The sequence below is a fragment of the Verrucomicrobiota bacterium genome, from assembly GCA_039027815.1.
Taxonomy (GTDB): Bacteria; Verrucomicrobiota; Verrucomicrobiia; order Verrucomicrobiales; family JBCCJK01; genus JBCCJK01.
In genome coordinates this window covers 1-26,737 of sequence record JBCCJK010000028.1, presented here as the reverse complement: position 1 = coordinate 26,737, position 26,737 = coordinate 1, and the positions used below count along the sequence as shown (strand labels likewise).

22 protein-coding genes and 1 other RNA gene are annotated in these 26,737 nt (G+C 58.0%); 10 read left to right on the top strand and 13 right to left on the bottom strand.

The annotated features are described in order from the left end of the window. The first annotated feature begins 12 nt into the window (after window positions 1-12). The 4 genes from aspS to AAF555_08685 all read left to right on the top strand — a co-directional run bounded on the left by aspS (window position 13) and on the right by AAF555_08685 (window position 4,518). The gene (aspS, locus tag AAF555_08700; protein ID MEM6911650.1) at window positions 13-1,797 is read left to right on the top strand and encodes an aspartate--tRNA ligase; all 1,785 of its coding nucleotides are present in this window, start codon (window positions 13-15) and stop codon (window positions 1,795-1,797) included. Between the two features lie 18 nt (window positions 1,798-1,815). After that, window positions 1,816-2,409, top strand: coding sequence for an alpha/beta fold hydrolase (locus tag AAF555_08695; GenBank protein ID MEM6911649.1), 594 nt, complete (start codon window positions 1,816-1,818; stop codon window positions 2,407-2,409). Window positions 2,410-2,662: 253 nt separating this feature from the next. Next, on the top strand, window positions 2,663-3,883 hold the full coding sequence (locus AAF555_08690) for a PQQ-binding-like beta-propeller repeat protein (protein MEM6911648.1): 1,221 nt from the start codon (window positions 2,663-2,665) through the stop codon (window positions 3,881-3,883). Between the two features lie 50 nt (window positions 3,884-3,933). After that, entirely contained in the window at window positions 3,934-4,518 is a 585-nt protein-coding gene (locus AAF555_08685) for a CIA30 family protein (GenBank protein MEM6911647.1), read from the top strand. 247 nt (window positions 4,519-4,765) lie between these two features. On the opposite strand, the gene der is transcribed toward AAF555_08685, so the two are convergent. Beyond that, window positions 4,766-6,139, bottom strand: a complete 1,374-nt coding sequence (gene der, locus AAF555_08680) for a ribosome biogenesis GTPase Der (protein ID MEM6911646.1) — start codon at window positions 6,137-6,139, stop codon at window positions 4,766-4,768. Beyond that, window positions 6,136-6,714 carry a CDP-alcohol phosphatidyltransferase family protein gene (locus AAF555_08675; protein ID MEM6911645.1) on the bottom strand — a complete coding sequence of 193 codons (579 nt, stop codon included), beginning with the start codon at window positions 6,712-6,714 and terminating at the stop codon, window positions 6,136-6,138. The genes der and AAF555_08675 overlap by 4 nt, the downstream gene beginning before the upstream one ends. A gap of 139 nt (window positions 6,715-6,853) precedes the next feature. Here AAF555_08675 and ssrA point away from each other — a divergent pair. Beyond that, window positions 6,854-7,209, top strand: a transfer-messenger RNA (tmRNA) gene (gene ssrA / locus AAF555_08670). Window positions 7,210-7,439: 230 nt separating this feature from the next. On the opposite strand, the gene AAF555_08665 is transcribed toward ssrA, so the two are convergent. The 10 genes from AAF555_08665 to AAF555_08620 all read right to left on the bottom strand — a co-directional run bounded on the left by AAF555_08665 (window position 7,440) and on the right by AAF555_08620 (window position 20,520). Further along, window positions 7,440-9,683 (bottom strand): nitrate reductase, encoded by a 2,244-nt coding sequence (locus AAF555_08665; protein ID MEM6911644.1) that lies wholly within the window; start codon window positions 9,681-9,683, stop codon window positions 7,440-7,442. 4 nt (window positions 9,684-9,687) lie between these two features. After that, window positions 9,688-11,268 carry a DmsC/YnfH family molybdoenzyme membrane anchor subunit gene (locus AAF555_08660; protein ID MEM6911643.1) on the bottom strand — a complete coding sequence of 527 codons (1,581 nt, stop codon included), beginning with the start codon at window positions 11,266-11,268 and terminating at the stop codon, window positions 9,688-9,690. Between the two features lie 3 nt (window positions 11,269-11,271). Continuing rightward, window positions 11,272-13,050, bottom strand: coding sequence for a NirA family protein (locus AAF555_08655; GenBank protein ID MEM6911642.1), 1,779 nt, complete (start codon window positions 13,048-13,050; stop codon window positions 11,272-11,274). Then, a complete protein-coding gene (locus tag AAF555_08650; GenBank protein ID MEM6911641.1) occupies window positions 13,050-13,235 on the bottom strand; it encodes a hypothetical protein in 186 nt (61 codons plus the stop codon). Before AAF555_08650 ends, AAF555_08655 begins: the two co-directional genes overlap by 1 nt. A gap of 1 nt (window position 13,236) precedes the next feature. Continuing rightward, window positions 13,237-14,961, bottom strand: a complete 1,725-nt coding sequence (locus AAF555_08645; GenBank protein ID MEM6911640.1) for a sulfite reductase subunit alpha — start codon at window positions 14,959-14,961, stop codon at window positions 13,237-13,239. 43 nt (window positions 14,962-15,004) lie between these two features. Continuing rightward, entirely contained in the window at window positions 15,005-15,814 is an 810-nt protein-coding gene (locus tag AAF555_08640; GenBank protein MEM6911639.1) for an ABC transporter ATP-binding protein, read from the bottom strand. A 37-nt stretch (window positions 15,815-15,851) separates the two neighbouring features. Further along, window positions 15,852-16,754, bottom strand: coding sequence for an ABC transporter ATP-binding protein (locus AAF555_08635; protein MEM6911638.1), 903 nt, complete (start codon window positions 16,752-16,754; stop codon window positions 15,852-15,854). 40 nt (window positions 16,755-16,794) lie between these two features. After that, complete coding sequence (locus AAF555_08630; protein ID MEM6911637.1) at window positions 16,795-17,946, bottom strand: ABC transporter permease; 1,152 nt, start codon at window positions 17,944-17,946, stop codon at window positions 16,795-16,797. 82 nt (window positions 17,947-18,028) lie between these two features. Further along, a complete protein-coding gene (locus AAF555_08625; GenBank protein ID MEM6911636.1) occupies window positions 18,029-19,354 on the bottom strand; it encodes a CmpA/NrtA family ABC transporter substrate-binding protein in 1,326 nt (441 codons plus the stop codon). A 101-nt stretch (window positions 19,355-19,455) separates the two neighbouring features. Continuing rightward, entirely contained in the window at window positions 19,456-20,520 is a 1,065-nt protein-coding gene (locus AAF555_08620; GenBank protein MEM6911635.1) for a CmpA/NrtA family ABC transporter substrate-binding protein, read from the bottom strand. Between the two features lie 102 nt (window positions 20,521-20,622). On the opposite strand from AAF555_08620, the gene AAF555_08615 reads away from it, so the two are divergent. Then, complete coding sequence (locus tag AAF555_08615) at window positions 20,623-21,651, top strand: LysR family transcriptional regulator (GenBank protein MEM6911634.1); 1,029 nt, start codon at window positions 20,623-20,625, stop codon at window positions 21,649-21,651. On the opposite strand, the gene AAF555_08610 is transcribed toward AAF555_08615, so the two are convergent. Continuing rightward, window positions 21,648-22,931 carry an alginate export family protein gene (locus AAF555_08610; protein ID MEM6911633.1) on the bottom strand — a complete coding sequence of 428 codons (1,284 nt, stop codon included), beginning with the start codon at window positions 22,929-22,931 and terminating at the stop codon, window positions 21,648-21,650. The two genes, AAF555_08615 and AAF555_08610, sit on opposite strands and share 4 nt — an antisense overlap. 200 nt (window positions 22,932-23,131) lie before the next feature. On the opposite strand from AAF555_08610, the gene AAF555_08605 reads away from it, so the two are divergent. The 4 genes from AAF555_08605 to AAF555_08590 form a co-directional block, all read left to right on the top strand. Continuing rightward, a complete protein-coding gene (locus AAF555_08605; GenBank protein ID MEM6911632.1) occupies window positions 23,132-23,647 on the top strand; it encodes an MOSC domain-containing protein in 516 nt (171 codons plus the stop codon). 157 nt (window positions 23,648-23,804) lie between these two features. Continuing rightward, complete coding sequence (locus tag AAF555_08600) at window positions 23,805-24,965, top strand: glycosyl hydrolase (GenBank protein ID MEM6911631.1); 1,161 nt, start codon at window positions 23,805-23,807, stop codon at window positions 24,963-24,965. Window positions 24,966-25,089: 124 nt separating this feature from the next. Then, window positions 25,090-25,893, top strand: a complete 804-nt coding sequence (locus tag AAF555_08595) for an SDR family oxidoreductase (GenBank protein MEM6911630.1) — start codon at window positions 25,090-25,092, stop codon at window positions 25,891-25,893. Between the two features lie 11 nt (window positions 25,894-25,904). Further along, on the top strand, window positions 25,905-26,737 hold an 833-nt coding region (locus AAF555_08590; GenBank protein ID MEM6911629.1), incomplete at its 3' end, for a carbohydrate kinase family protein.

Sequence of the window (26,737 nt, the reverse complement as noted above, 5' to 3'; positions counted from 1 at the left end):
CTCACTCCTCCCATGTATCGCACACATCACTGCAACCAACTCCGCGCCGACCAAGTGGGCGAGGAGGCTTTGCTCGTTGGCTGGGTCCGCTCCGCGCGGGACCATGGCGGCGTCATTTTCATCGACCTCCGAGATCGCGAAGGCTTGACCCAAGTGGTCTTTCGTCCGGAGGCCAGCGCGGAAGCCGCCAAATTGAGCCATTCCCTCCGAGAGGAGGATGTCGTGCAAGTGCGGGGGCGGGTCGAGAGACGCCTGGAGGGCACTACCAACGAAAAATTGCTCACGGGAGAAATTGAAATCGTGGCCAGCGAGCTGGTCGTCATCAACAAAGCCCAGGTCCTGCCTTTTCAGCTGGACAAGGAACTGTCGAATGAAGACCTCCGCATCAAGTATCGTTACCTCGATCTACGACGGGAGCGCCTGGGCCGAAACCTGCGGCTCCGCCATCGGATTTCAAAAAGCCTGCGCGATGGCTTGGATGCGCACGGCTTCACGGAAGTGGAGACGCCCGTTTTGAGCAAGAGCACGCCCGAGGGCGCGCGCGATTTCCTGGTGCCCGCCCGCCTCAATCCCGGCAAGTTCTACGCCCTCCCGCAGGCCCCCCAGCAATACAAGCAGCTCCTGATGGTGGCGGGTGTGGAACGCTACTTCCAGATCGCCCGATGTTTTCGAGACGAGGATCTTCGCGCTGATCGACAGCCGGAGTTCACGCAAGTGGACCTGGAGGCCTCTTTCATCACGCAGGAGGAAATCTACGCGCTCATCGAAGAACTCTTGGGCGGAGTCTTCCCGGGGACGCCAGCGGGGTTCCCTCGCCTCACCTGGGAGGAGGCCATGAATCGTTATGGCAGCGACAAGCCGGATACCCGCTTTGGATGCGAGTTGGTGGATGTGACCGAGGATCTCAAGGACTGCGAGTTCCGAGTTTTCTCGGGTGCGGTCGCCCAGGGAGGCGTTGTCAAAGCCATCAACGCCAAAGGTTTTGCCGAAATCTCGACCGGCCAAATCGAGAAACTCACCAAGACCGCGCAAGAAGCAGGTGCCAAAGGGCTCGCTTACATCCAAGCCCGCGGGAGCGACCGGTCCACTTGGCGGTCGCCCTTTGTGAAACGGATGACCGAGGACGAAGTGGAGGCCCTGCGGCGTAAGCTCGACATCGAACCGGGCGACCTCATCCTCTTTGGCGCGGACAAGTGGGAAAGCGTCTGTGAGGTCTTGGGTCGCATCCGTTTGGAAGTGGCCGAGCTGCAACAGCTCCTGGAGGGCAACCGCGACTTGCATTTTCTGTGGGTGACCGATTTCCCGCTCCTGAGCTTCGACGAAGCGGAGCAGCGCTGGTTTGCGGTGCACCATCCCTTCACCCGCCCTCACCCTGAGGACGTCGAGAAGCTCAAGGCGGGCCAATACCAAGGCATCCGCGCCTGCGCCTACGACGTCGTCCTCAATGGCTACGAGCTGGGCGGCGGCTCCTTGCGAATCCATGAAAGTGAGCTCCAACAAGCCATGTTCCGCGCACTGGGAATCGATGAGGCGACGCAAAAGGAGGAGTTTGGCCATCTGCTGGAAGCCTTCAGCTACGGGGCCCCTCCTCACGGCGGAATCGCTCTCGGCTTGGATCGCATCGTGATGTTGGCAGCCGGGGAGGACAGCATCCGCGAGGTCATGGCCTTTCCCAAGAACAACAAGGGCATGGATCTCATGACGGAGAGCCCCGCCGAAATCGATTTCAAAACCCTGCGTGAGCTTTACCTCAAGTCGACCTACCAAGAGAAAAAAGAGCGGGCTGCGGCCGGGTAACGAATCGCTCGCCATCCCATGCCGTCCCCCACGCCCCCACGGACCGAAACCATCCTCTTCGTCCACGGCATCTGGGACACCGGAAGGGTCTGGGGAAGGTTTGCTCGTCGGGCCGAGGAAGCTGGATTTCGCACTCTCTGCCCGAGTTTTACGGCCAGTTCCGGAAAGGAACCGCTGGCAGGCTTTGTGGATCAGGTCCGCGCCATGATTCTGCAAGAGCGCCCCAAGCATCTCATCGGTTTCAGCCTGGGTGGGGTGGTCAGCCGCGCCGCTTTGGGCGACCCGGAGGTCGCCGACAGCCTGGCCACCTTTCTCACTATCTCGGCCCCTCATCGTGGCAGTTGGGGGGCGTTCTTTTTTCGCCAAGGGAGGGGCTACCGACAGTTGCGACCCGGGAGCGATTTCCTCAAGGCTTTGCCAGAGCCTCCCGACTCGCTCTCAGTGGAGAGCTACTGGACGGCGCTCGATCTCATGATTCTTCCCAGCTATTACACCTATTGGAAAGGCCAGCGAAATCGGCATTTCTGGAAGGTTCTCCACCCCTGGATGCTGACCGATCGCCGGGTGCAAGCAGCGGCCCTTCGTCACTTGGCGAAAGGGGGGCGAAGCTGACTACCTCCAGGCACGCCACTCCAGACCCTCTTTCATTTTGCCGCTTGGCAGAAAAACTTCCCGGAAAGAGAGCGGCCCGGGTGACGCTCCTTTGCGCGATGCGTAGGTTTCTTTGGCAAGGTGCCCTGGTCCTCGGGTTGAGTCTGCTCCTGAGCGCCTTCGATGCGCTCTCGCTGGATCATTGTGCCCCCACTCGCTGCCTCCCTTTTGAATCCTTGACTCCGACAGCCCTTATCCTCCCACTCGATCTCCCATGAAACATCTCCTTCTCCCTTTTCTTTTCTCCCTGCTTTGGGGGAAAGCGGCGGCGGCGGCCGATTGGCCTCACTACCTCGGACCGAATCAGAACACGCTGGTCTCCGGTCAGGCGGATGGCGATGAGCTGGTCCCCATCTGGAAAGCCCAAGTCGGCATGGGGTGTTCGACCTTTTCCGTGGTGGGCAACCGGGTCTACACCATGGGGAACAATGGACAGGACGTTTCCTCGCTCTTTTGCCTGGACGCACGAACAGGCGAGGTTCTCTGGAGGGGGAGCTTTCGAAGCGATTCCACCAAGAAAAATTTCGGGGGAGGCGGAACGCCCTTTTACGGCGGTCCCAATTCCACGCCAGCCGTGGACGGGAACCGCGTCTACACCGTGGGCCGCTTTGGACAGGTCATTTGCTGGGATGCGGAGAGCGGCGAGATGGTCTGGAGCTGGAATTGGACGCAAGCCTTGCCCTCTTACAGCCTCCCGCAGTGGGGCTACGCGGGATCGCCGGTCGTGTCGGGGGAACGGCTCTTTGTCGAGCCCGGCGGGGAGGGCAACTCGGTCGTCTGTCTCGACAAGAAGACGGGCCAGGTTCTCTGGACGGCGGGGGACGATGAAGCGGGCTACGCCACGCCCGTCGTGGCGAGGATTGACGGAAGAGAAACCCTTTTGAGCTTCAATGCCTTCGGTTTGGTGGGGCGTTCCTTGGAGGACGGCCAGGAGTTTTTCCGCTATCGCTGGAAGACCAGCTACCAGGTGAATTCGGCCTCCCCGGTGGTCGTGAATGAGAACCAGATCTTTCTTTCCTCAGGCTACGGAACCGGTTGCGTCCTCCTCCAAGTGAAGGGCGGCCAGGTGACGCCTCTCTGGCGAAACAAGAACCTCCGCAACAAGCACACCGTTTCGGTCTTTTTGGATGGCTATCTCTACGGCTTCGACGAACGCTCTCTGGTCTGCCTCGATATTCGCAACGGGGACATCGTGTGGGAAGAAAAGCGGTATCGCGGCAAAGGCGCCCTCTCGATGACCACCGAAAACCAAGTATTTCTCGTTTCGGAAAAAGGCCAAGTGGCTCTTGGAAAAGTCACGCCCCAAGGCTTCCAAGAGACCGATTCCAAACAGACCTTTAGTGAGGCGCATAGTTGGGTCATGCCGATTTACTCTAATGGCCGACTCTTCACCAAGGACGTGAAGGGCAATGTGGTGGCCTTCGCCGTCCAGTGAGGGGCAAAAGCCTGAGACTTTCCCAAGAACCACTTGGCGTAGTGCAGAAGGTGAAACAGTTGGTTCTTTTGAGCTCCCTCGTCTTGGTGACCGATGGCTTCGGCGGTTCTCCAGACGCGGACGAGGAGAGCGAGATCCTCTCGCTGACCGAATTCGTGTCTCACGAAAATGACTCCTTGGATTGGAGGGTGGTCAATGATGGGGTCATGGGCGGACTTTCTCAGGGAGAGCTGCGTTTCTCCGAGAGCGAAACCTTGCTCTTCCGCGGCGTCCTTTCGCTCGAAAACCAGGGCGGCTTCTCGATGGTGGAAACGGGTCCCGTGGTTCTCAATTTGGAAGCCGCCGAGGGCATTTTGCTGCGGGTTCGCGGGGATGGCCGGAGCTACCAAATGCGATTGGCCTCAGACGCGCGATTTCGCGGAAACGAGGTGGCTTTTCAAGGTGAATTCCAAACCGCCGACGGTGTCTGGACCGAGGTCAAGGTGCCTTTTGAGCGCTTCCAAGGTACGTATCGCGGTCGCTCCCTCCCCGAGGCCAAGCTCAACCCCGCCGCCATCCAGCGCTTCGCCATTCTGCTAGGCGACAAGACACCCGGCCCCTTCGCCTTGGAGGTCGATTTCATCCGCGCCTACTAAACGGCACCTGCAAATGACACCTGCGGAAGGGCGGGGTGGTCATGTGTGCGGTGGGGTGAGGAGCCAAGTGCTTCGCCGTGTCGGTAGCCTGGTGGGCCGCGACGTCCTCGGTGCGGCGGTTGGGGTCGACCCATGCTGTTGCAGTTGCCACCCGAGGCCTGGCAGGCTTTCTCTCGCTGGGGATTGGCTGTAGGGAGAAGACGGGCTCTTCCCCCCCGCGCCGGGGACGTCGCGGGCCACTGGGTGTCTAGCTTTTCCGCTTCTCTCGGTCACGGATCTTGAACTGGATCGGGAGGCCGGTGTGGTCGTGGCTCTCGCGGAGAAAGTTTTCCAGGTAGCGGAGATACGTGTCCTTGAAGCGGTTGCGCTGGTTGACGAATAAGACGTATTCCGGCGCGGGGATGCGGGTGAATTTGGGATCGGTGCGGACGGTGGCGTAGAGGATTTTGCCGCGACGCCCTCCCTGTAAGGGCGGAGGATTCACGGTCAGCGCTTTGAGAAAGAGGCGATTGATGGCACCGGTGGTGAGGGGGCTGGCGGCCGTTTTCCGGATGGTGTCGACGGCGTTGAAGGTGCGGCCGATGCTTTCCCGGTTTTTGGCGGAGACGGCGGCGATGGGGGCGTAGTGGAGGAAGAAGAGTTCGCGGCGGACGTGGTCGGTGATTTCAGCGATCCGATCCTGACGGCGGCCTTCGGGAAAGAACAAGTCGAACTTGTTCATGATGAGGACGCAGGGCTTGTGTGCCTTGAGGATGAGCTTGGCGATCTTCCGATCCTGGGCTGTGACGCCGACGGCGGAGTCGATGACGAGCAGGCAGAGGTCAGAGCGCTCGATGCTGTCCTGCGCACGGAAGGAGGAGAAGATCTCGACCGGTGAGTCCATCTTGCCCCGGCGTCGGATGCCGGCGGTGTCGATGAGGGTGTAGCGCACCCCGCCCTGCTGGTAGGCGATGTCGACGGCATCCCGCGTGGTGCCCGCGAGGTCGCTGACGATGGTGCGGTCGTTCTTGAGGATGGCGTTCACGAGCGAGGACTTGCCAACATTGGGCCGTCCCACGATGGCGAGGCGGATGCCTTCCTTCTTTTCGGCGGCCTGCTCTTCCTCGATTTCCTCGGCGAAGTCTGCGAGGTGCCCGTCGAGCGCTTCGGCCAGGGCCTTGATGCCGCGTCCGTGCTCGGCGCTGGTGGGGAAAATCTCACCGAAACCGAGGCGGGTGAACTCGTCTTTGAGCGATTCGTTGACATGGTCGTCGATCTTGTTGGCGATCAGCCAGACCTTGGCTTCGGCTTTCCGGAGGAGCTGGGCGAGGGATTCATCGATGGGCGTGATGCCATCCCGGGCGTCCACTACCAAAAGAACGAGACCGGCCTCGTGGAGCGCGATGTCCGCTTCGGCGGTGACTTGCTCGGTCAGGACATCGTCGATGGTGGCCCCGATGCCCCCGGTATCGATGAGTTCGGCCGGGTGCTGGGTCACGGCGCAGGGCGCGGAAATGCGGTCGCGCGTGACGCCCGGTTGGTCGTGCACGATGGAAATCCGTTTTTTGGCCAGGCGATTGAAGAGCGCGGATTTGCCGACGTTGGGACGGCCGACAATGGCGATGGTGCTTTCGTTCCTCATGACTCCTCCGGGCGGGGATCCTGCAACTGGCGAAAGGCTTCCGAAAGATAAATCATTCCCGAAATGAAGGTGAAGACCCCGGCCAGGACGGTGGGCCAGAGGGCGGGGGGCGTGTCGATGCCCAGGAGAACCCAGCCAATAGCAGTCAGCTGGGTGGCGGTGGTGACCTTGCCCGTCCAGTGGGCCCGGACCTCCACCCTGCCATTGTGGTGCAGGATGACGAAGTAGGCCAGGATGCAGAGGACATCCCGGGTGATGACAAGGAGGGGAAACCAGAGGGGGAATTCTCCCGGCCAGTTGGTCACCGAAAGGGTGAGGATGGCGGCTAGCATGAGGCCTTTGTCGGCCAGCGGGTCGAGGAGGGCCCCGAGTTCGGACTGCTGCCGGAAGCGACGAGCGATCAGGCCATCGAGACCATCGCTCACGGCGGCCAAGCCAAAGGTCACGAGTGCGCCCCATCGCCAGAGGTCGACCGGGTTGCCTTGGGAGAGGCTTTGGGAGTAGGAGGTGGCAAAGCAAACAAAAACCGGGATCAGCAAGAGGCGAGTGAACGAGATCTGATTGGCGAGAGTCATGGCGCAGGGCGGCTGGCCGAGCGCCGCTCGATACACCGGGGCCGCGGCCAGCTCCAAAAAAGCGAGAGCCTGGAATCCGTCAAGAGGGCGGCAATCCAGCCTTGCGAAAGACCCCAAAGGATCTACTATTTCCCTAACTGGGGGCGTTCTGGATTCGATTTATCGTCTCATGCCCGAGTTGCATGCCGAGGTTGATCGGTTGGCCTCGTAAAAAGCCGGTCAAAACAATAAATGCAAATTCTACCGAAGAACTCGCTTTAGCTGCCTAAGGCAGCTCGTCACTTTCCTGACGCCTGTTAAGGCAAGTGGCGCACGACAACAGGCTGGTGGGGAATCCGGGTGTCCGGGATGACCCACGAGACGGAACAGGATTCTAGGAACTCGACAGCTTGCCAGTTGTGCTTTCGATTCCGAACTCTGAACATCTGGCTATGCATGTAGACGCTCGGTCTCAGGGCTTTAAAGACAGGGGTTCAAATCCCCTCGCCTCCACCACCTCCGCTTCTTTTCCCAAAAAGTGCCCGAAAACCACCAAGGGCGGGCTCTCGGAGAGGTTTTCTCCGTCTTCTCCCACCTGGCCCTCTTTTCTGGTCAAGTCCGTCTCTTGATCAGATAGCTGAAATTCAAGTCAGTGCCCGAAGAGTCCCTCTTCTTGAAAAGCAGGGGCAAGCCTTTCCCCTACAACACCTTCCCTCCATTCTACCAGCCAATTCTGCAGCTTGGTATTAGGCTCGGGCGAGGGCGGTCAGGCGGACGGCGCCGGCTTTGTAGTTCGGTTGGTGGGAGTGGGGATCGAAGCTGGAGTGGGTCAGCTGGTTGGTTTCCACGTAGTGCATGGGCAGAAAGACCGATCCCTCGGTCACGGCGGGGGAGAGCAAGGCGGCGGCCGTCACGCTGCCTCTCCGAGAGTCGACCCGGACCGCTTGCCCTTCCTCGATATCGAGGGCTTCGGCATCGGCCGCATTGATTTCGATGTAGGCATCCTGGGGGTAGAGACTGCGCAAGATGCGGGAGTTGCGCGTGCGGGTCTGGGTGTGCCATTGGGCGCTGGTGCCTCGGCCGGTCAGGAGATAGAAGGGGTATTCGGGGTCGGGGGTCTCGGGTCCTGGGCGGGAGCGGTCGAAGACAAATTGGGCCTTGCCGTTGGGACGGAAAAATTTGCCATCGGCAAAGAGCCGTCTCTGGGAGCCTTCCTCGACATCACTTCCTTCAGGCAGGGGCCATTGGATGCCGCTTTTGGTGTCTACGTGATGGTAGTCCCGAATGCCGGTGATGTCGCAGGGCTGGCCCCGGGTGAGTTCCTTGAGCAGTTGGAAAACGCTTTCGGGGCTGTCCCATTCTGCAAAGAATTCTCCGCAGCCCCATTCGTGGGCCAAGAGTTGAAAGATCCGGAAGTCGGAAAGCGCTTGGCCCGGTGCGGTCCGCACTTGCTTGACCAAGCCGATGCGGCGCTCCGAGTTGATGAAGCTGCCTTCCTTTTCTCCCCAGGACGCGGCCGGTAGGACGAGGTCGGCCAATTCGGCGGTCTCGGTGTCGGCATACATGTCTTGGACGACCAGGAATTCGAGCTTGTCGAAGCGCTCTCGAATTTCATTCTGATTGATCCAAGAGTGAGCGGGGTTGGTGGCGATGACCCAGAGGGCCTTGGTATCGCCGGTGTCGATTCCCTCCATGATTTTGTGGTAAGGGAGGCTGACTTGGGTGGGAATGCGCTCGATCGGAATGCCCAGGAGGGAGGCCACTTTTTCCCGGTGGGCCGGCTCTTCGAAGCGATGTCCCCCCAGGAGGTTGGTGGTGTTGCTGAAAAGGCGCGAGCCCATGGCATTGCACTGCCCGGTGATGGAGTTAGCACCCGTGCCGGGTCGGCCGATGTTGCCAGTCAGGAGAGCCAGATTGATGATGGCCTGAGCGGTGCGGGTGGCTTGGTGGCTCTGGTTCACGCCCATGGTCCACCAGAAGGAGACGCGTTTGCCTTGGCCAATGAGGCGGGCGAGTTCTTGGATTTCGGCCGCGGGAATGCCGGAAGCTTCTTCCCCGTGCTCCAGGGTGAACTCCTCCAAGTGGGTGGCCAGCCCGGCGAACCCTTCGGTGTGGGCCTGGATGAAATCCTTGTCTTGCCAGCCCTGCTGGAGGATTTCCCGGGCGAGACAGTAGAGGAGGGTCAGGTCGGACTTGGGCCGGAGAGGGACGTGATGGGTGGCGGCCATGGCGGTCTCCGTGCGCCTGGGATCCAGCACGATGATTTTGGGCTGGTGGGGATTCTTCTCCACGTGTTCCCACATGATGGGGTGGGAGATGCAGAGGTTGGAGCCCACGAAAACGAGCACGTCCGACTCCTGGAAATCGCCATAGGTGTAGGGGGGGGAGTCGAAGCCAAAGGACTCTTTGTAAGCCATCACTGCGGTCGCCATGCATTGGCGGGTATTGCCATCGCCATGCAGGATGCCCATGCCGAATTTGGCGAAAGCCCCTAAAAAGGCCATTTCTTCGAGGCAGATTTGCCCAGTGCTGATGAAGGCCGCGCTCTCCTTGCCAAAGCGGGCCTGGGTCAGCTTCATGCGCTCGCAGAAAAAGTGGGCGGCTTCTTCCCAGGTGCAGGGTTCGAGCGCTTGGCCGCGGTCCCGTCGCATGAGCGGGGTGGTGGCGCGGTTGGGGGCGTCCAAGACGGTGAGCGCTTCCCAGCCTTTGGGGCAGGCCATGCCGTAGTTGACTGGGTGGTCGGGATCGGGTGTGAGATTGACGGCTTGACCTTCCCGGAGATGGAGCGAGAGGGAGCAGCCGGTGGCGCAGAAGCCGCAGATGGCATTGGTGGTGGCGTCGGGAGCCAGGGCATGGGGTTGCAGACCTGTGCCGAAGGCTCCCTGGGTTTTGCGCAACTGCTGCGTGAGGCTGCCGTCGAAGTTGCGAAACTTCGTCGCGCGGAGAAGCTTGTCCCGGAATTTGGTCTGCGCGAATTTGAAGCGAATCATAGGATTAGACGACGCCATTCATGCGCGGAGGGGTGACCGCGGAGAAGAAGAGGTAACGTTCCAGCCATTCTCCCACAGACACAAGGAAGATCCCAGCCCAAGCCAAAGAAGGCAGCGCCAACGCGAGAGAAAGAAGAGGAAGGAGAATTCCCCCGAGGAGGGAGGCGCTCAGCCGGGCCATCCCCATCCTCCGCAGGGGCCCGAGCAAGACCCGAGCGCTCCGGATTTCTGGATCCCAGCCGGGCTGACGGGCGGGGTGAACGGTGCGCAACCATTCCCAAGAGAGCTTGCCGAGGGTGGCGGCCACCAGGACCCCGGCGGCCAGGCTGCTGCCTGCGACCCAGCCCGAGGCGGCGGCGGCCAGCCCGACGGTCCCGTAGAAGCGAAGCCCCGTTCGCTCCAAATTCCAGTAGCTCCGCTTGGTGTCGGCATAGACCATGACGGAAGTAAAAACGCCTACCAGCCCGAGAGCAGTGGCGGAAAATCCCGCAATTTTAGTGAAGGGAAGCTGGAGAAGAAGCAGGCCGAGGGCGGTCAGGCCGAGAGGGACCCAGCCACCAAAGGCCAGGATCTCCCGACTGAGCCAGGATTTGCGCCAGCCGAGGAAGGCGCGCCAAGCTTGTAAGGGGCGTCCGAGGTGCAGGACACTGGCACCCACGCCGACCGCACTGAGAAGCGCTGCGGCGCTCCACCACCAAGTCCGGGTCACCGGATCACCCGGACCACCAAAGAGAAGGCTGCCGAGCCAGAGACCGGCAGCGAGCTGGGTCAACGTGAGCATCCAAACCAGAGGCATGTGGGCGTGTTCTGGAGTGAGGTCTCGCTCGTCTGAGGGGCGGGCATCGCTCGGGATGGTCTTTTTGGAATGATAGACGGTGCTCGGTTGGGTGTAGCGGGAGTCAAAGGCTCCGGGGAGCATTTGCAGCTCTCTCTCTGCGCGGGCCACGACTTCGTCTTGCCGGACGATCTTGATTTTGATGGCGCCGTTGGGGCAGGCTTGAACGCAGGCGGGCGCTTCGCCCTCGGAGAGCCGGTCGTGGCACATGTCGCACTTGCGAACGATCCCAAGCGATTGGTTGTATTTCGGGACGTCGTAGGGGCATTTGAAAACACAATATTGGCAGCCGATGCATTGGTCGTCTAGGTGGCGGACGATGCCGGTGTCTTCATCCTTTTCGTAGGCCAGGACCGGGCAGCCATTCGCACAGCCGGGGTCGTTGCAGTGATGGCAAGCGGTGGTGACGGTTTGCTGCCAGGGGCCTTGGTCGTTTTCGCCGTAAAGAATGCCGATGTCTCGCCAGGATTCGGTGTCGTCGAGCCCGTTGAGACTGTGGCAGGCAGTGACGCAGGCCTTGCAACTGGTGCAGGCATCGAGATCGACCTCGAAGGAATACTGCTCTCCCTCTTGGGGGCGGGAGAGAGGGATGAGGTCGCGGTAATACTTTTCTTTGGCCGGGCCCTTGGCGTCGGTGTGCCGTTGGGAGAAGCGTTCGACGGCCGAGAGGGAGCGCTGTCCCGCTAACAAGCGGTCGACGAGTGTGCCAGTGGTTTCATTGCCGGCTGCCTCTGTCAGCTCTGAGATCATCGATCAAGCCGCCAGTGCCGACAGCTGCATTTCGGCGAGCGAGACCAGCTGTTCCATTTCCAGCCGCGTCGTGAACTCAAGGAAGGTTTCTTCACCCTGGCGATTGGCCTGGAAAGCTTGCATGAGGGCGAGGATGCGATGATTGAGCTCTTCTCCGGCAGCCACCGATTTGAAGAGTTGTCGCCCCACTCGTTTGTTCTCGGCGAAGCCACCGCCCACGAAGACGTGGTAGCCTTCTACGGTGTCCTCGCCCTGCTGGACCTTACAAGAGAGCAGGCCAATGTCCCCAATGTAGTGTTGGGCGCAGGAGTGGGGGCAGCCTGTGACATGGATATTAATCGGATGATCAAGCGCGATTCGCTCGTCGAGAAAATCGACCACTTCGATGGCGTGGCTCTTGGTGTCCGCGCTGGAATATTTGCAGTATTTATTGCCGGTACAAGCCGCAACGGCCCCTCGGATGAAGCTGGCTTCGTAGCGCAGGCCGGCCTCGGTCACGGCTTGCTTGGCTGCTTCGATTTTCTCTTCCGGGATGTTGGGGATGAGAAGGTTTTGCCAGACGGTCAGCCGCAGTTCGCCATTGCCATACTCGTCCGCAATGTCCGCGAGGGCCCGGGCTTCGTCTGTCTCGAGGAGGCCAACCGGCACGTGCACTCCGAGATAGTTCATTCCGGGCTGCTTCTGAGGTTGCGCCCCCAAGTGGGAGTGCGCACGCGGCGCTTTCTGCCTGGGGACGAGTAGGTCTGCGTCTTTCTCCGCGTTCAATCGCAGGAAGGGCTGACCGTAAATGGCTTCCGATTCCTGAAGGAATTTCTCAAACCCCCATTCCTTTAGCAGATACACGAGGCGGTTCTTACCGCGGTTAGTCCGATTGCCATTTCGGATGTAACAACGGGAAAGGGCTGCGATGACGGCGACGGATTCCTCTGGAGGACAGAGGATGTCGGACAGCTCTGCGAATTCTTCGTGTCCGGTGACGCCTCCGAGAAGGACCTGGAAGTAAACGCCCGGCTCCGCTTTTCCATGGAGCGGGTGGCCTTCGGGGACCTCGCCAAGCAGGACGGCGCGCAGGCCGATGTCATTGGTGTCTTCGAGTGTCCCGACGAGACCCCCATTGTCGAAGGAGATATTGAACTTTCGAGGGAGATCATAAAACTCGTTTTGGTTAATGATGTAGTGGGCCAGGTCTTGGACGAGAGGCTTGACGTCCAGGAGCTCTTGGGGGTCGAAACCGGTCGTAGGATTGCAGGTGAAATTTCTCAGATTGTCCCCGCCGGAGCCCCGGGAGTGGAGCCCGCAGTCTTGCAGACGCCGCAAGAGTTCGGGGGTGTCTTTGGGCTGGATGATGCGGACTTGAAAATTGTTCCGGGTCGTGATTTGGAGGAAGCCGCTTGCGATGTCGTCGGCGATGGAAGCCAATTCCCGCACTTGGGCTGAAGTGACAAAACCACCCGGAATGCGGAGGCGGCACATGTAACCTTCGTGGACGGGGGCGAGCCAAAAGAGTCCATTCCACTTGAAACGGAATATATCCGGCTTCTCTGGCGGAAGGTCATTTTGGGCGTTTTTGTAGAGCGTGTCGAGCGCGTCGAAGGGATGCTGTTCCTTCTTGATTTTCTCTTCCGGGAGAATTTTCTTTTTCTTGGGCTTGGGACCGGCCTCGGGCTCGGCATCGGCAAAGGTCGTGCCTCCCGCAAGCGGCCCCCCACCAGCCTGACGCTTGAGCACGCCGGTGAAGAAGCCTTCCAGGTATTGCTTCTGTTCTGGGCTGAAGGAGTTCATTAGCTCGTTTTGGTGGGAGAGGATTCTCCCAAGGTCATCATCGTTTCAGAGGCGGAGGGAACTTCGGCGGTTTTCGATGGAAAAATTTCGGAGAAATCCAGTTGGAGAGGACCGCCTCCACGTTGGCGGAGGCCCACGAAGAGACCTTCCAAGTATTCCTTCTGTTCAGCGGTGAAGGAACTCATCTCAATAAACGTCGCGCACATAGCGCTTGGAGGTTTTTAGGTCGTTGACGTAGGCCGCCGCTTCTTCAGGCGTTTTGCCCCCGGCGGTCTCAATGGCGGCATGAAGGGCCTTGTCTACATCCTTGGCCATGCGCTTGGCATCTCCGCAGACAAAGAAGTAGGCTCCCTCCTCCAGCCAGGCCCAAAGCTCTTGGGCGCTCTTGCGCATGAGGTCTTGGACGTAGACTTTCTCGGCCCCATCCCGAGACCAAGCGAGGTCCAGCCGTGCCAAGGAACCATCGGCTTTGGCTGCCTCCAATTGCTCCTGGTAAAGGTAATCGGAGCTTTCGTGAGGATTGCCGAAGAAGAGCCAGTTCTTGCCGGGCGAGTGAGTGGCTTGGCGTTCTTCCAAGAAGGCCCGGAAGGGGGCAATGCCGGTCCCGGGGCCGACCATGATCATGGGCGCCTGCGTGTCGGCGGGGACTTTGAAGTGCTTGTTCGGTTGCACGTAGATGGGAACGGCTCCGTCCTCGGCGATTCGATCAGAGAGAAAGGTCGAGGCGACCCCTTTTCGTTCTCGGCCGTGGGTTTCATAGCCGACCCGGGCGACGGTTAAGTGAACTTCGCCGGGGTGCGCCTTGGAGCTGGAGGAGATGGAGTAGAGGCGGGGGGCCATTTTGCTGAGCAAGCCGACAAATTCTTCGGCACTCCAGCGGGCCTTGGGATATTCTACAAAGAGATCCACGATTTCCCGACCCCAGAGGTAGTCAGCCATTTTTTCCTTATCGTCGAGCAGAGCCGTCAACTCAGCCGAGTCGGCCCGACTGGCGAATTCGATCATCAGCTTGGGCGAGGGCAGGGTGATGGCGTAATCCTCGGTCAGTGCTTGGCGAAGAGTCTTATCACCAATCGGTTCATCACCGGTATAGCCGGCCGCTTGCAGCAGGTCCTCCACATACTGCGGGCAATTGGTCGGGATGACTCCCAGGGCGTCACCCGCTTCGTAAGAGAGCCCGCTATCGCCTAGCTCGATTTCGAAGTGACGCGTGTCCCGGGCGCTTTCTTTGCTGTTGAGTTCTAAATTGGTCTTGAGCTTAGCGGGGAAAGGATTGGACCGACCCCAGGCTTTTTTAGGAGGTGCGGTGGAAGTTTCGGTCTTGGTTCCCGCACCGGTGGTGCTCTCCAATCCGGTTAAGACAGCGCTGAACCATTTGTCGGCCGGTTCCTCGAAATCGGTGTCGCAGTCGACTCGGGCCGCCATGCGGGTGGCCCCCAGTGCTTCCAGGCGACTGTCAAGCTGCTTGCCGAATTCGCAGAAGGTGAGGTAGTTGGTGTCCCCCAGCGCCAGGACGGAAAATTGAAGCTTTTCCATCCGGGGGTGGTCTTCCGCCGAGAGCTTTTCCCAAAATCCGATCGCACTGTCCGGTGGGTCGCCATCCCCCCAAGTGCTCGAGAGCAGCAGCACATGTTCCTTACTGGCTAGATCCACTTCTTCGTGGTCTTCCATTGAGACGACGTTGGCTTGGAAGCCGGAGGCATTCAGCCGCTCACCGAAGCTGTCGGCCAAGGTCTCGGTGTTCCCAGACTGGCTTCCATAGAGCACGACCACTTCCGGTTTCTTGGCGACGGGCTCGGAGGCGCCAAGCGCTTCATTGCCGGAAAACATGCCTGCCAAAAGGCCATTGAGCCATTGACGTTGTTCGGGTGTGAAAGGAGCGGTCTCAGGGATGGACGGGGCAGAGCTCATGTTCGGGGTAGGGGGTCTGGAAAAGACCTGAGGCGGATTTAGTTCAGGCTGCTTTGGCCTTGGCAAGTTGGCTGGGACGGATTTCAGCGCGTTCGGTCAGGAAGCCGATCAGCTGCTGGCGATATTCGAGGTAGCGAGGGTCGTGCAGGATGGTGTGCCGATCGCGAGGCCGTTCGAATTTGATCTCCGCGATTTCACCAATTTCGGCTTCGGGGCCGTTCGTCATGCAAATGACGCGGTCGGCAAGGTAGATGGCTTCATCCACATCGTGCGTCACCATCATGGCGGTGAGTTGCTCCCGATTCCAGAGTTCAATCAGGACTTCCTGGAGGTCGAATTTGGTCAGCTTATCGAGCATGCCAAACGGTTCGTCCAAGAGAAGCATTTTGGGAGCGAGGGCAAAGGCGCGGGCCAAGGCCACGCGCTGCTTCATGCCTTGAGAAAGGGCATCCGGTAGCTTTTCCATGCCTTCGGTTAAACCGACTCGTGATAGGTAGTAGCGCGCGATTTGCTCCCGCTCCGCTTTGCTGGCGTGGTAGTAGACTTGGTTGATGCCGAGCATGACATTGTCAAAGGCGCTCATCCAAGGCAGGAGACAAGGTGACTGGAAGACCACGCCTCGGTCAGGTCCTGCGCCATTGATTTCGCGGTTGTCCACCAGGACGGAACCTTCGGTGATTTCATTGAGGCCGGCGACCATTGAAAGAACGGTCGATTTGCCACAACCTGAGTGGCCAATGATGCAGACAAATTCTCCAGGGTGCATTTTGAAGTTTACGTCCTTAACGATCACGGCGGGACCCTGTGGGGTCTTGTAGGTCTTTCCTAAATTGATGGCTTCGAAGGCTGACATAATAATTGACGTTTAGATGGAAAGGAGAACGGCGACCTCAGGCTTGGCCGACCGCCTTACGCGGCTTTGTTTTCATGCCTTTGAACCAACTGGGCTTGGACATCGAGATGTCGAGCGGCTTGATGTTGGGGAGGGTGACTTCTAGCTGCTCCTCGGCCGATCGGGCTCGCTCTCTTTCGGAGAGGAGAAACTCGATAACTTGGTTACGTCGCTTGCCCATTTCAGGATCAAGTGCCATGGAATCCCGATCGCGAGGGCGGGGGGCATCGTTGATGACGACCGGCCCCAAGGTGGCCTCCGGCCCCATGCTGAGTGGGATCACTCGATCAGCCATGTAGAGTCCTTCATCGACGTCGTTCGTGATGAGTAGAATGGTTTGGCCCTCCGCCTTCCAAATCCCAAGAATCTCATCTTGGATATTGGCCCGGGTGAGAGCGTCGAGAGCACTGAGTGGTTCGTCCAAAAGGAGGACGTTCGGATTCATCGAAAGGGTCCGGGCCACACTGTTGCGTTGCCTCATCCCTCCCGATAGCTCTCCCGGTCGTTTGTGCAGGGCGGGGGTGAGATTGACCCGCTGGATGGCCTGCTGAATGCGGGCCTCTTTTTGAGGGCCGGATTCATCGGGGAAGGCCCGGTTCGTCGCGAGCGCCACATTATCATGCACGTTCAACCACGGGAGCAGGGAGTAGTTTTGAAAGACCAAGCCTCGAGAGGGGTCAGGTCCTTTTACTTCTTTCCCGCCGACCAGGACCTTACCCTTGTCGGGCATGATCATTCCGGCCAGCAGGTTGGTGAGGGTGGTTTTCCCTGTCCCGGAAAACCCGAGGATGGCGACAAACTCTCCCTTATCGAGGGTGAGGTTGATGTCCTTGAGGACTTCGGTCCGGGCGGTGCCAGAGCCGTATCCGACGGACACGTTTTGCAGTTCAATGTAGCTCACGAGAGTTCCATGGTTGAAGTTCGAATTCCGAATGAGTGCCTTAGACTCCGGGCTGCTCTTCGAAGGTGACCAAGCGCTGCATGACCAACATGATCCGGTCGAGTAAGAAGCCGATGCCACCGATGAAGAAGATGGCGACGGTGATCTGAGCAAAACTTTCGATGCGACCGTTCTGATACATGTCCCAGACAAACTTTCCGAGCCCTTGGTTTTGCGCCATCATGTCAGCAGCAATCAAGACCATCCAACCCACTCCGATGGAAACCCGCAATCCGGTAAAGATCAGGGGGAGTGAGGCGGGAAGGACGATTTTCCAGATGCGCTGCATCCAGTTCAGCTTGAGAACTTTAGCCACGTTCAAGTGATCCTTATCCACCGAGGCCACGCCGACGGCGGTGTTGATTAAGGTAGGCCAAAGGGAACAAAGAGTCACCACGCCTGCAGAGCTGAAGAGGGCCCGTTGCCAAATGCTGGTGGGTTCGGGTGATTCAATCCCCCAGGTCGTGATCACGAAGACGATCGGGAACCAAGCCAGAGGAGAGACCGGCTTAAACAGCTGGACGAGAGGGTTGACAGCGATGTTGAAGAGAGGGGAGACACCACAGAGAATGCCGATAGGGATTGCAATGAGCGAGGCGGCAAGGAAACCGACGGCGATGGTGACCACGGAGATGTAAATCTGGTCAAAGAAAGTTTTGTTCCCAAGGTATTCCTTTGAGCGAGCCTCTGCTGCCTTTTCGAGATAGAATTCTGCCCTTTCTGGCTTGGCAAGTGCGCGTTCCTCCAACCCAGTGGCCCGGGTTTCGATGGTTTCCAAAAACTCGGCTTCCTTTTGTTTCTCGATTTCGGCAAACTCGACCATGGATTCCCAAGCAGCCCAGGTTTCAGCGGGGCTGGGGATTTTTTGACTCTCGGTGACCACGATGGCGGCGATACTGTTCCAAGCGATCAGGAACACGGCGAAGGCCAAGATGGGAAGGAAAGTGTTGAGCGCTATGGCTTTGAGCTGTTTCGCTGGCTCATCGCGTCCGATGAGGCGGGCAATGGGGCTGAAGTAGCCGAGTCCCAGCTTATCGCAGACGTGGGCGACCTTGTTCGGGTTGTATTTGAATCCCTTTTTTGGCTTCGAGGGCAAAGGCGTCGGGGGAACGGAGGAGGCGCTCAGGGTGCTATCGGTGGCTGGTGTGCTCATGAGTCGGTTTGGCTTTGGTGAAACGTGGGAGAGAGTGCCGCCGCCCACGGTGGGCGGCGGCGGTTTCAGGTGAGGTAGGGGCTTATTTCAGGCCAATCTCAAACCTTTTGATGTAGTCGTTCGGCTTGGCGCCGTCATATTCGAGCCCGTCGATGAAATCAGTCGTGGCGGGCTTGTAACCGCCGTCTTCCACGGCAGCGTAAGCCAACTTGAAGTCTTCCTTGGTGAAATGACCATCGTCGATTAGTTCTTCGACGGCCTTCATATACACTTCCGGCACGTAAATTTTCTTAGCGGTTTCAGCGAACCACTCATCCGACTTTTGCTCTTCGATCTGACCCCAGCGGATCATTTGAGTGAGGAACCACACGCAATCGCTGTAGTAAGGGTAGGAGGCGTTGTAGCGGAAGAAGACGTTGAAGTCAGGCATGTCGCGGATATCGACACCCGGCTCGAATTCGAAGGTGCCGGTCATGGAGTTGCGGATCACCTCGTAGGGAGCTCCCACATACTGAGGCTCCGAGAGGATTTTGGCAGCTTCGTCACGGTTTTCGAAGCTTTCATCGAGCCAGTATCCGGCCCGAATGAGCGCCTTGGTGACAGCGATCCAAGTGTTGGGATTCTCCTCTCCCCAACCCTTGGTGACTCCGAAGACCTTTTCAGGATTGTTCTTCCAGATGTCGTAGTTGGTGGTAACAGGCACACCAATCTTCTTGGACACGGCCACTTGATTCCAAGGTTCGCCCACGCAGTAACCGACGATGGTGCCGGCTTCGAGCGTCTGAGGCATTTGAGGTGGGGGCGTCACGGAGAGTTCTACATCCCCATTCAAAAATCCGGCGACGTCCGATTGGCCCGTGCTGGGGTCGAAGTAGAAGCCAGGATTGATGCCGCTGGCAGCCAGCCAGTAGCGGATTTCGTAGTTATGGGTCGAAACCGGGAAGACCATTCCCATTTTGAGCTTGTTGCCACCGGCGAGGGCCTTGTCGACAATGGGCTTGAGGGAGTCAGCGGGGATGGGGTGGACGGGCTTGCCATCTTCTCCCATGGTCACGTTGGGCTTCATTTCGGACCAAATTTGGTTCGAGACGGTGATGCCATTGCCGTTGTAGTCGAGGCTGTAGGCGGTCACGACCTCTGCTTGGGTGCCGAAGCCGATGGTGGCCCCGATGGGCTGACCAGCCAGCATATGAGCGCCATCAAGGTCACCGTTGATGACGCGATTAAGCAGCTCTTTCCAGTTGCCCTGGGCTTCTAGTTCCACGGTCAGGAGTTCGTCATCGAAGTAGCCTTTCTCTTTGGCAATCACGATGGGCGCACAGTCAGTCAGCTTGATGAAGCCGAATTTGAGTGTGTCTTTTTCCACGTCGAGCAAGTCGGCATGGGCGGACCCTGCGAGAGTGGCCATCAGGCCGACTCCGAGAGCGAGTTTGGTTAGACGAGTTGGTTTCATTGGGTGTGTATTTTTGGTCTTGAAGTCACAGGGGGTTAAAGTGCTGGAGTCCCGGTCTAGGCCGCGACCTTGAGGAGTCCGACGGATTCTTCGTAGAGCTCTTCCCGGAAGAGGGAGGCGGGCCGGGTGGGGGCGGGGTGCTCGGTCGGAAGCACCTCGTAGCGAGAAAGTTGCTGATTCAGCCAGAACGACTGTTCCTTCGATGGGCGATTGATCGAGCCCCCATGGAAAAGATGGAAGCCCGGGATGTCCCGGCTGTGGCCCTGGCCGCAAAAGACCGGGGAAAAGAGGCTGTTGGCAATCCACTCTGCCGGGCAATTCAGGTATTCCTGGCGGCTGAGCAGGCTGACCATTTCTTTCTTGCGAAAATCGGGATCGTCGCACAGCTGGCAAGCTTCTAGAATGGCCGCCCCCATGGCCGCGCAGTCAGCTGGGTGGTCCCGGTAGTGTTCCTCTTTCAGGACAAAAGCCTTCTCGGGGTGCATGGGGAAAACCTCCGAGGTGGCGTGGAGGAGCCAGCCATTCCCTTCCAAGATGGCTTGGGTATTCCAAGGTTCCCCCACGCAGTAGCCATCTAAATGGCCAGAGGCCAAGCTGCGCGCCATCAGCATAGGCGGGACCACCACGATGTGAACATGTTCCTCGTTTTTCAGTCCGACCTTTTGCAGCCACTGCCGCAAAACAAGGTGGTGGGTGGAAAAAGGATGGACGGCACCAAACACGAGCGGGCCGAGGCCCCGCTTGGATTCAAGAAGCGGCTTGATGTCTTCACCACTCCGCACGCCTTCTTCCCAAAGTTGATTCGAGAGAGTGATCCCGTCGCCGTGGGTGTTGAGCAAAAGACCAGTCAGACAGGGCTTTTTGAGGCAGCCGATGCCGTTAGCAAGAGCAAAGAGAAGGCCGGAAAGAGCATGCGCCCCATCCAGCTCCCCGTAAACAAGCTTGTCTCGAACCGTTGCCCAGCCGGGTTGCTTCGCGAGAGCGACGGAAACACCGTATTTTTGGAAAAGCCCCAGTTCGCTGGCAACCACCAAAGGCGCACAATCGACCAGCGGAACAAATCCAATCCGGAAAGTCTCAGATGCCGATAGCGAGATGGGAAAGCGATCTGACACGACCATAAGCTACCACCCAGCGTCTCGGAATCTTGTCTTTGGCCTTGTTTGTGCTGGCAACATTCTCATCGACTGCATGAATTTCATTCATAGAGTGACCTTTTCCAAATGGAGACACCCGATCTACGACAACTGAAAGCCTTCGTGGCTGCTGCCCGGACCCAAAGTTTCACCAAAGCCGCCGAGCACCTCTTTCTCACCCAGAGCGCGGTCAGTCATTCGCTCCGTTCGCTGGAGGATCAACTGGATGCGAAACTCCTGCGTCGCGAGGGCCGCGGCGTCTCGCTCACGCCTGAGGGGGAATACTTTTTACCGAGAGCCGAGCAAATTCTGAGAGACTTGGCTGTGGCTTCCCGGGAGGTGGGTCGCATGCGGGAATGGGAGCTGCCGCGGGCGCAGATTGGCACCTCCATGTCTCTTTGCCAGCACGTTTTACCGAGCGTGCTCCGCGAGTTTCGTGAAAGCTTTCCCAAATGCGAAATTCAGATCTCGGCTCGCGATACTCCGGCGCTCATTGGTCTTTTGGAGCGGTCTGAAATCGACCTGGCGATCGGCATCGATATGGAGGTCCCGGACCACCTGGAAAAACGAGTCCTCTTCACCGATGAACTTGGCTTTCTCATGTCGCCGCAGCATCCGTGGGTGGAAAAAGCAGAGATCGACGCCTCTGATCTGACCTCCCAAATGATCGTGACCTACGGGGGCCGCAGCGTCACCCAGCGGCTCTTTGAAAGTTACCTGACCCGCCTTGGGCTAGGACTGGAAAAAGTTCTCGAGATCAGCAACATGGATGCCATCAAGCAGATGGCCATCATCGACTACGGGGTCGGGGTGGTCCCCCAGTGGATCGCGCAAGCCGAGCTCCGGTCGGGCTTGCTTGCTTTCCGACCGATTAGCCAATCCTCTCCTCTCCAGAGAACCTGGGTGGCCTACCTCCATAAGGAAAGGCCCTTGAGTCTGGCTCATGAGATTCTGGTAGGGATCTTCGAGAGTGTGGGGCAGGCGCTCGCCTTACCCGATCCTGAGTGGGTAGTGAGCAATCCCTGCCACGTTCCCAGTGCCGTTCCTACAAAAAAGAAGCGCGCCCGGAAAACCAGACGCGCTTCGCGCACAACCGAAGGATCGAAATCCTCTTAGAATTTGTAGTTCAGCTCAATGCTGAAGCGAGTGGTGTCGCCAGGGACGGTGTTGTTGGCCGCGGTGTCGGCGTCGTAGTAGGCATACTTGGCTAAGACCACCACATCGAAGATCTTCTTCGATAGGACAAAGTCGATTTCTTGACCATAGTCGATGCCACCTGTCTCGGAGGTGAAATAGTGGTAAGCGGTTTTGAAGTTGATGCCAAAAGGAAGCTTGGCTCCCGCGTAGACATAGAAGTCTTCCAAGCCCGTGCCAGGAGTGTTCAAGAAGCGGTCGGCGAAACCATTGAACTTGTGGTTGGTTCCCAGCGGGAAGTTGAAGCCGACGCCGTTGTCACTGCCGAGAGACTCGTAGCCGACCCCGAGGGAGTATCCTTTGTAGGCCACTCCACCCGTCACGTGGTAGTAGAGCGTCTCGTAGTCGAGTGTTGAGTTGGAGGCTTCGGTCTGGTAGGCGATTTCCCCGTAGTAGGGAAGACTGAAATCGTCATCGATCTTATAACTGCCGGCCAGACTGATGCCGTAGGAATTGCTGGACTGGCCACGGGCAGGAACGCTGTCTTCGCCCAAGTCCATGAAGTAGGCATAGCCGACAAGTTTTCCGAGAGGCGTTTTGTAAGCCGCATTGAAAAGCTGGATGTTGGCATCCTCGAAGGCCTGCGTGTTGCCGCCACCGAAGGGAGCTTCGCTACCGAAAATCCGGTTGACTTGGTAGAAGTAACCGTAGGTCAAGGTCAGGTCGTCGATGGGGGAGTAAGTAGCCGTTCCACCGTCGAAGGTCTGCATATTTTGACGCCAAGCGACACCGCCCACATAGCGCTGGCCGTCGAGAACGAAAGCTTGGCGACCCACTTTGACGCTTGCGCCACTCTTCTTGTAGGCGATCCAGAGTTGATTCAACTCGTGAGACTCAGGGTCGGCGATGGGGGCTTTGGGAGGAAGTTCTCCATGAACGCCAGCTGCGTTGTAGCTGGTGCGATCTGCGGTCACGGTTCCTTCATATTCTGCGTAAGCGGTCAGGCCGTAGCTGTTGTCGAAAAGCAGGCCGAGTCGACCTCGGAGGGTGAAGGCGTCGGAATCCCCACCAGGCCAGGCTGCGGTGTTGATGTCGGCGTATTCATAACGAGCCCGAAGATCGATTTTGGGGGTGAAGTAGTCGGTGAAGGCCGGTTCGACCGCTGGAAGAGGTTCGATGATCGGGTCTTCGCCCGCGTGGGCTGCTGTTCCCGCCAAAGCGAGCCCCAGCAGCGTGGTGGAAAGGTAGTTGGTTAGTTTCATGGTTGGATTCTTAATTGGAGCCAAAACAGCCCGATGCGGTCGCTTTTACCGTCTTCTCGATGAATTTGCCTCATTATTGAAAGGGGCTTTTGCCAAAAATCCTCATCTGAACTATGAACGCGGTTCATCTTTGCAATGGATTCCCGGCAGAATTTCGCCGATTCTACCCACAATCTGAGAGGGTGCCGGGACCGATTGCTATGACAAAGAAAGTTGTGATCCATCACCTTTTCCTCTCACCGGGACACAATTTCCAGGGTCGCCACGGAAAGTCGCCTGGAGACAGTCCCATCATCGCCAAGGACGCCCTTCACTGCCTGGCTGGTCGGGGCATTGAGGGGGACCGCTTTTTTGACCACCGTCCGGACTTCAAAGGGCAAATCACCTTTTTTGACCTGAAAGTGCATCAGGCCCTGGAAGCCCACTTGGGCCGCTCCTTCCTGCCCTCGGCCTATCGCCGGAATGTAGTCGTCGAGGGCCTGGAGCTTCTGACTTGGATCGGAAAAACCTTTCGAATGGGTGGGGTCGTTTTCGAAGGGACCGAGGAGGCACGCCCCTGCTACTGGATGAATACCGCTTGCGGAGAGGGCGCGGAAGAATGGCTGCGAGGTCGCGGAGGGCTTCGAGCGCGCATCGTCAATTCCGGCTTCTTGGAGAGAGGCCAAGTGCAGATTTCTGAAATTTCCTCAGGACCTAAGGGGGCCTCCGTCGGCTAAAGGTCTTTTTTCAAAGGATCTCTGAAAAATCAAAGCGCAGGAAAGTGTAAGGACTGCTCTGCGACCCCCTCGTAAGCAACCCGGTTTTGGCGGCCAAGCTTCCTCTGGACTCGCTCGAGAAGGTAAGCGGATTCAAACCCCCACCCCCCAACAACAAATGACCAAAAACCACCTCTGCGCTTCTTTCTGGATTGTTTTTTCCCTCTCCGGGTTGGCTCAGGCCGGCACTTCTCTCGTCGATCGAGAAGCCACACCTGAAACGGTCCGTTTCTACAACAACCTAAAACAGGTGGCCAAAGAGCACCTTTTATACGGGCAATATCGAGCTTACACTTACGGAAAGCACACGGAGTCCCAAGAGATCAGGAACTCTCAGCCAAAGTTCGACCAGACCGACACCAAGGACTTGGTCGGACAGCATCCTGCCGTGGTGGAGCTTGGCCTCCACAAGCCAGAATACTACCCTTACTGGAGCAAGCTCGTTCCAGAACTGCATCGAAGGGGAGTGGTCATCAGCCTGAGCTCGCACTCACGGAATCCAGACCTTGAGATTCCCTACAATCATTCTCATAAGGACAACCGGGGGGATCCTGTGACCAAGGTTTTGGACCGCGACAGCCAAGACCACAAAGCCTACCTCGAGACTTTGCGAAGCTACGGCGACTTCATCAAGGGGCTCAAAGACGAGCAAGGCAATCCCATACCAGTGCTCTTGCGCCTGTATCACGAACATACCGGAGGCTGGTTTTGGTGGGGCACCAAAACCTGCACGCCCGAGCAATACAATGAGCTATGGAAGATGACTGTCCACTTTTTCAAAGACGAGATGGATCTCCACAATCTGATTTATGTCCTATCGCCTAGCAAGCCGACTACGGTCGAAAAGTATCTCTCTCGGTTTCCTGGCCCCGAGTATGTCGATGTGATTGGGTTCGACTGCTATGCCCCGATTGGTTTACCGGAAACCATGCTGGCCTGTGCCCAAACGGTCACGCAGCTGGCAAGGGAATATGATAAAGTGGCGGCAATTACAGAGTTTGGTTTCAAAAATGGATTCAGCACGACAACCAGCGCTTCTTTTTACACCGAGATATTTTTAGAGAATATCAAAACCGACCCTATGGCTCATGAGGTGGCCTTTGCCCTTACCTGGTTTGGTCGTAAGCCAGGAGGGGATGAGAATCCGCACAACTGGAGTCCTTATCCAGATGAGCCGACCTCAAAACATGTCTTTCCAGATTTTGAAAACTTTCACCAAGATCCGTGGACAGTTTTTGAAGGTGATCTCCCGAATCTTTATCGAGAGCTTCCCGAGTAGCGCTTGCGGGCCTAGCAATTCAGGTTTGCGGACTCTCACTTGATGGAGCAATTTGCGCGTAATTTTTACACAGGAAAGCGCAGGAGCTACAAGACAGAAGTGAAGAGGCAGGCTAGGGGGAGAGATGCCCCCTCTACCACTTCATGATTCATCCATTGTCGTCATCGGCGGCACAACGGGCCTTGGCCTTTCTTCGGCCCTCGCGTTTATACGTGCCGGTGCCAGCGTGGTTGTGGTTGGTCGCAACCCGGAAAGTGCCGAGAAGGCACAAGCCGAGCTGGCAACGGTCGATCCCGAGCGCTGCCTCGCGATCTCTGGTGATGCCGTCGACCCGGCAACGACGCCGAAGGCGATTGACGCCTGTCTGGAGAAATTCGGCAGCTTCGAGGGGCTCTACCATGTGGCCGGCGGGAGTGGCCGTCGTTTTGGAGATGGTCCTCTGCACGAGGTGACCGATGAAGGGATCGATTTCACTTTGGACCTTAACTTGAAATCATTGATTCTGAGTAATCGGGCTGCGATCAAAGTCTTCCTGGAGCGAAAGACCGCAGGCCGGATTCTGAATATGGGCTCGGTCCTTGGTTATTCTCCGTCGCCGCGTTATTTCTCCACCCATATTTATGCTGCTGCCAAGTCGGCCATCATCGGTTTTACCAAATCGATTGCCGCGTATTATGCGCAGGAGAATATCCGTTGTAATGTGATCGCTCCCGCGCTGGTGGAAACGCCGATGGCCCAACGAGCCGCGCAGGATGACGTTATCCAGGATTTTATTAAAACGAAGCAACCGCTGGATGGAGGGCGGATCGGTTGCCCGGAAGACCTCGATGGGCTGGCAAGCTATCTTTTATCTCCTGAGAGTTGCTTTGTCACCGGGCAGGTCATCGCCGTTGATGGCGGGTGGACGGTATCGGAGGGCCAATTTTAAGGACGTCTCCTATGACGAAGGATTACACGAGCTTGCTACCCCTGATTGAGGGAGCTTTGCCAAAGCTTACCGAGCTTCATACGATACTGGGCTTTGACGCAACGGTCGATGTAATTTGCAAGCCAGTGGAAACCCGCGGGGGCAGCGGCAGCGCGTTCGAACCTTTTGCGACCTTGCGTGATTTCGGGCAACGCGTTGTCGATGCCGATGGGAAGAGCGCGCTGATCGAAATTGTAAAAGAATTAGAGAAAATCGGCGGCAATGGCCCGATTATGGCCAATGCGCTTTCCCAGTCAGGAGTGGGTATCGACTACATTGGCCCGCTCGGCACTCCAGGGCTACATCCGGCCTACACGGACTTCGCTCAAAGGATCAGTGTTCACTCGGTAGCTGAGCCTGCCGTGACACATGCTTTGGAATTTTCGAACGGAAAGCTCATGCTCTCGACGATCTCGAATTATGAGGCGGTGACCGCTACTGCGATCGAAGGAGTTATTGGAAAGAGTGCTTTGATCGATAAAGTCGGACTGACCCGGCTCTGTTGCTTCCTCAACTGGACCTGCCTGCCCGAGCTGGAGTCGATCATGGCTTGGTTTCTGAAGGATCTTTTACCGGCGGTCGGCAAAGAAGCGGAACGCATTTTCTTTTTTGATCTGGCCGATCCATCGATGCGCTCCGACGAGGACCTGCGACGCGTCCTCGGGCTGATCGGAAAGTTTGAAGCCTTTGGCCAGGTTGTGCTTGGGATGAATTTGAATGAGGCGCAGCAAGTGGCCCGCGCTTTTTCCATTCCCGAGCCAAGCTCCGATGCGGACTCGCTCTGTTCTGCGCTTGAAGCGATTCG

Coding starts and splice junctions, on each gene's coding strand:
- aspS (MEM6911650.1), top strand. CDS start 13: ATGTATCGCACACATCACTGCAACCAACTCCGCGCCGACCAAGTGGGC.
- AAF555_08695 (MEM6911649.1), top strand. CDS start 1,816: ATGCCGTCCCCCACGCCCCCACGGACCGAAACCATCCTCTTCGTCCAC.
- AAF555_08690 (MEM6911648.1), top strand. CDS start 2,663: ATGAAACATCTCCTTCTCCCTTTTCTTTTCTCCCTGCTTTGGGGGAAA.
- der (MEM6911646.1), bottom strand. CDS start 6,139: ATGAGGAACGAAAGCACCATCGCCATTGTCGGCCGTCCCAACGTCGGC.
- AAF555_08675 (MEM6911645.1), bottom strand. CDS start 6,714: ATGACTCTCGCCAATCAGATCTCGTTCACTCGCCTCTTGCTGATCCCG.
- AAF555_08665 (MEM6911644.1), bottom strand. CDS start 9,683: ATGATTCGCTTCAAATTCGCGCAGACCAAATTCCGGGACAAGCTTCTC.
- AAF555_08660 (MEM6911643.1), bottom strand. CDS start 11,268: ATGATCTCAGAGCTGACAGAGGCAGCCGGCAATGAAACCACTGGCACA.
- AAF555_08655 (MEM6911642.1), bottom strand. CDS start 13,050: ATGAACTCCTTCAGCCCAGAACAGAAGCAATACCTGGAAGGCTTCTTC.
- AAF555_08650 (MEM6911641.1), bottom strand. CDS start 13,235: ATGAGTTCCTTCACCGCTGAACAGAAGGAATACTTGGAAGGTCTCTTC.
- AAF555_08645 (MEM6911640.1), bottom strand. CDS start 14,961: ATGAGCTCTGCCCCGTCCATCCCTGAGACCGCTCCTTTCACACCCGAA.
- AAF555_08640 (MEM6911639.1), bottom strand. CDS start 15,814: ATGTCAGCCTTCGAAGCCATCAATTTAGGAAAGACCTACAAGACCCCA.
- AAF555_08630 (MEM6911637.1), bottom strand. CDS start 17,946: ATGAGCACACCAGCCACCGATAGCACCCTGAGCGCCTCCTCCGTTCCC.
- AAF555_08625 (MEM6911636.1), bottom strand. CDS start 19,354: ATGGCCACTCTCGCAGGGTCCGCCCATGCCGACTTGCTCGACGTGGAA.
- AAF555_08620 (MEM6911635.1), bottom strand. CDS start 20,520: ATGGTCGTGTCAGATCGCTTTCCCATCTCGCTATCGGCATCTGAGACT.
- AAF555_08615 (MEM6911634.1), top strand. CDS start 20,623: ATGGAGACACCCGATCTACGACAACTGAAAGCCTTCGTGGCTGCTGCC.
- AAF555_08610 (MEM6911633.1), bottom strand. CDS start 22,931: ATGAAACTAACCAACTACCTTTCCACCACGCTGCTGGGGCTCGCTTTG.
- AAF555_08605 (MEM6911632.1), top strand. CDS start 23,132: ATGACAAAGAAAGTTGTGATCCATCACCTTTTCCTCTCACCGGGACAC.
- AAF555_08600 (MEM6911631.1), top strand. CDS start 23,805: ATGACCAAAAACCACCTCTGCGCTTCTTTCTGGATTGTTTTTTCCCTC.
- AAF555_08595 (MEM6911630.1), top strand. CDS start 25,090: ATGCCCCCTCTACCACTTCATGATTCATCCATTGTCGTCATCGGCGGC.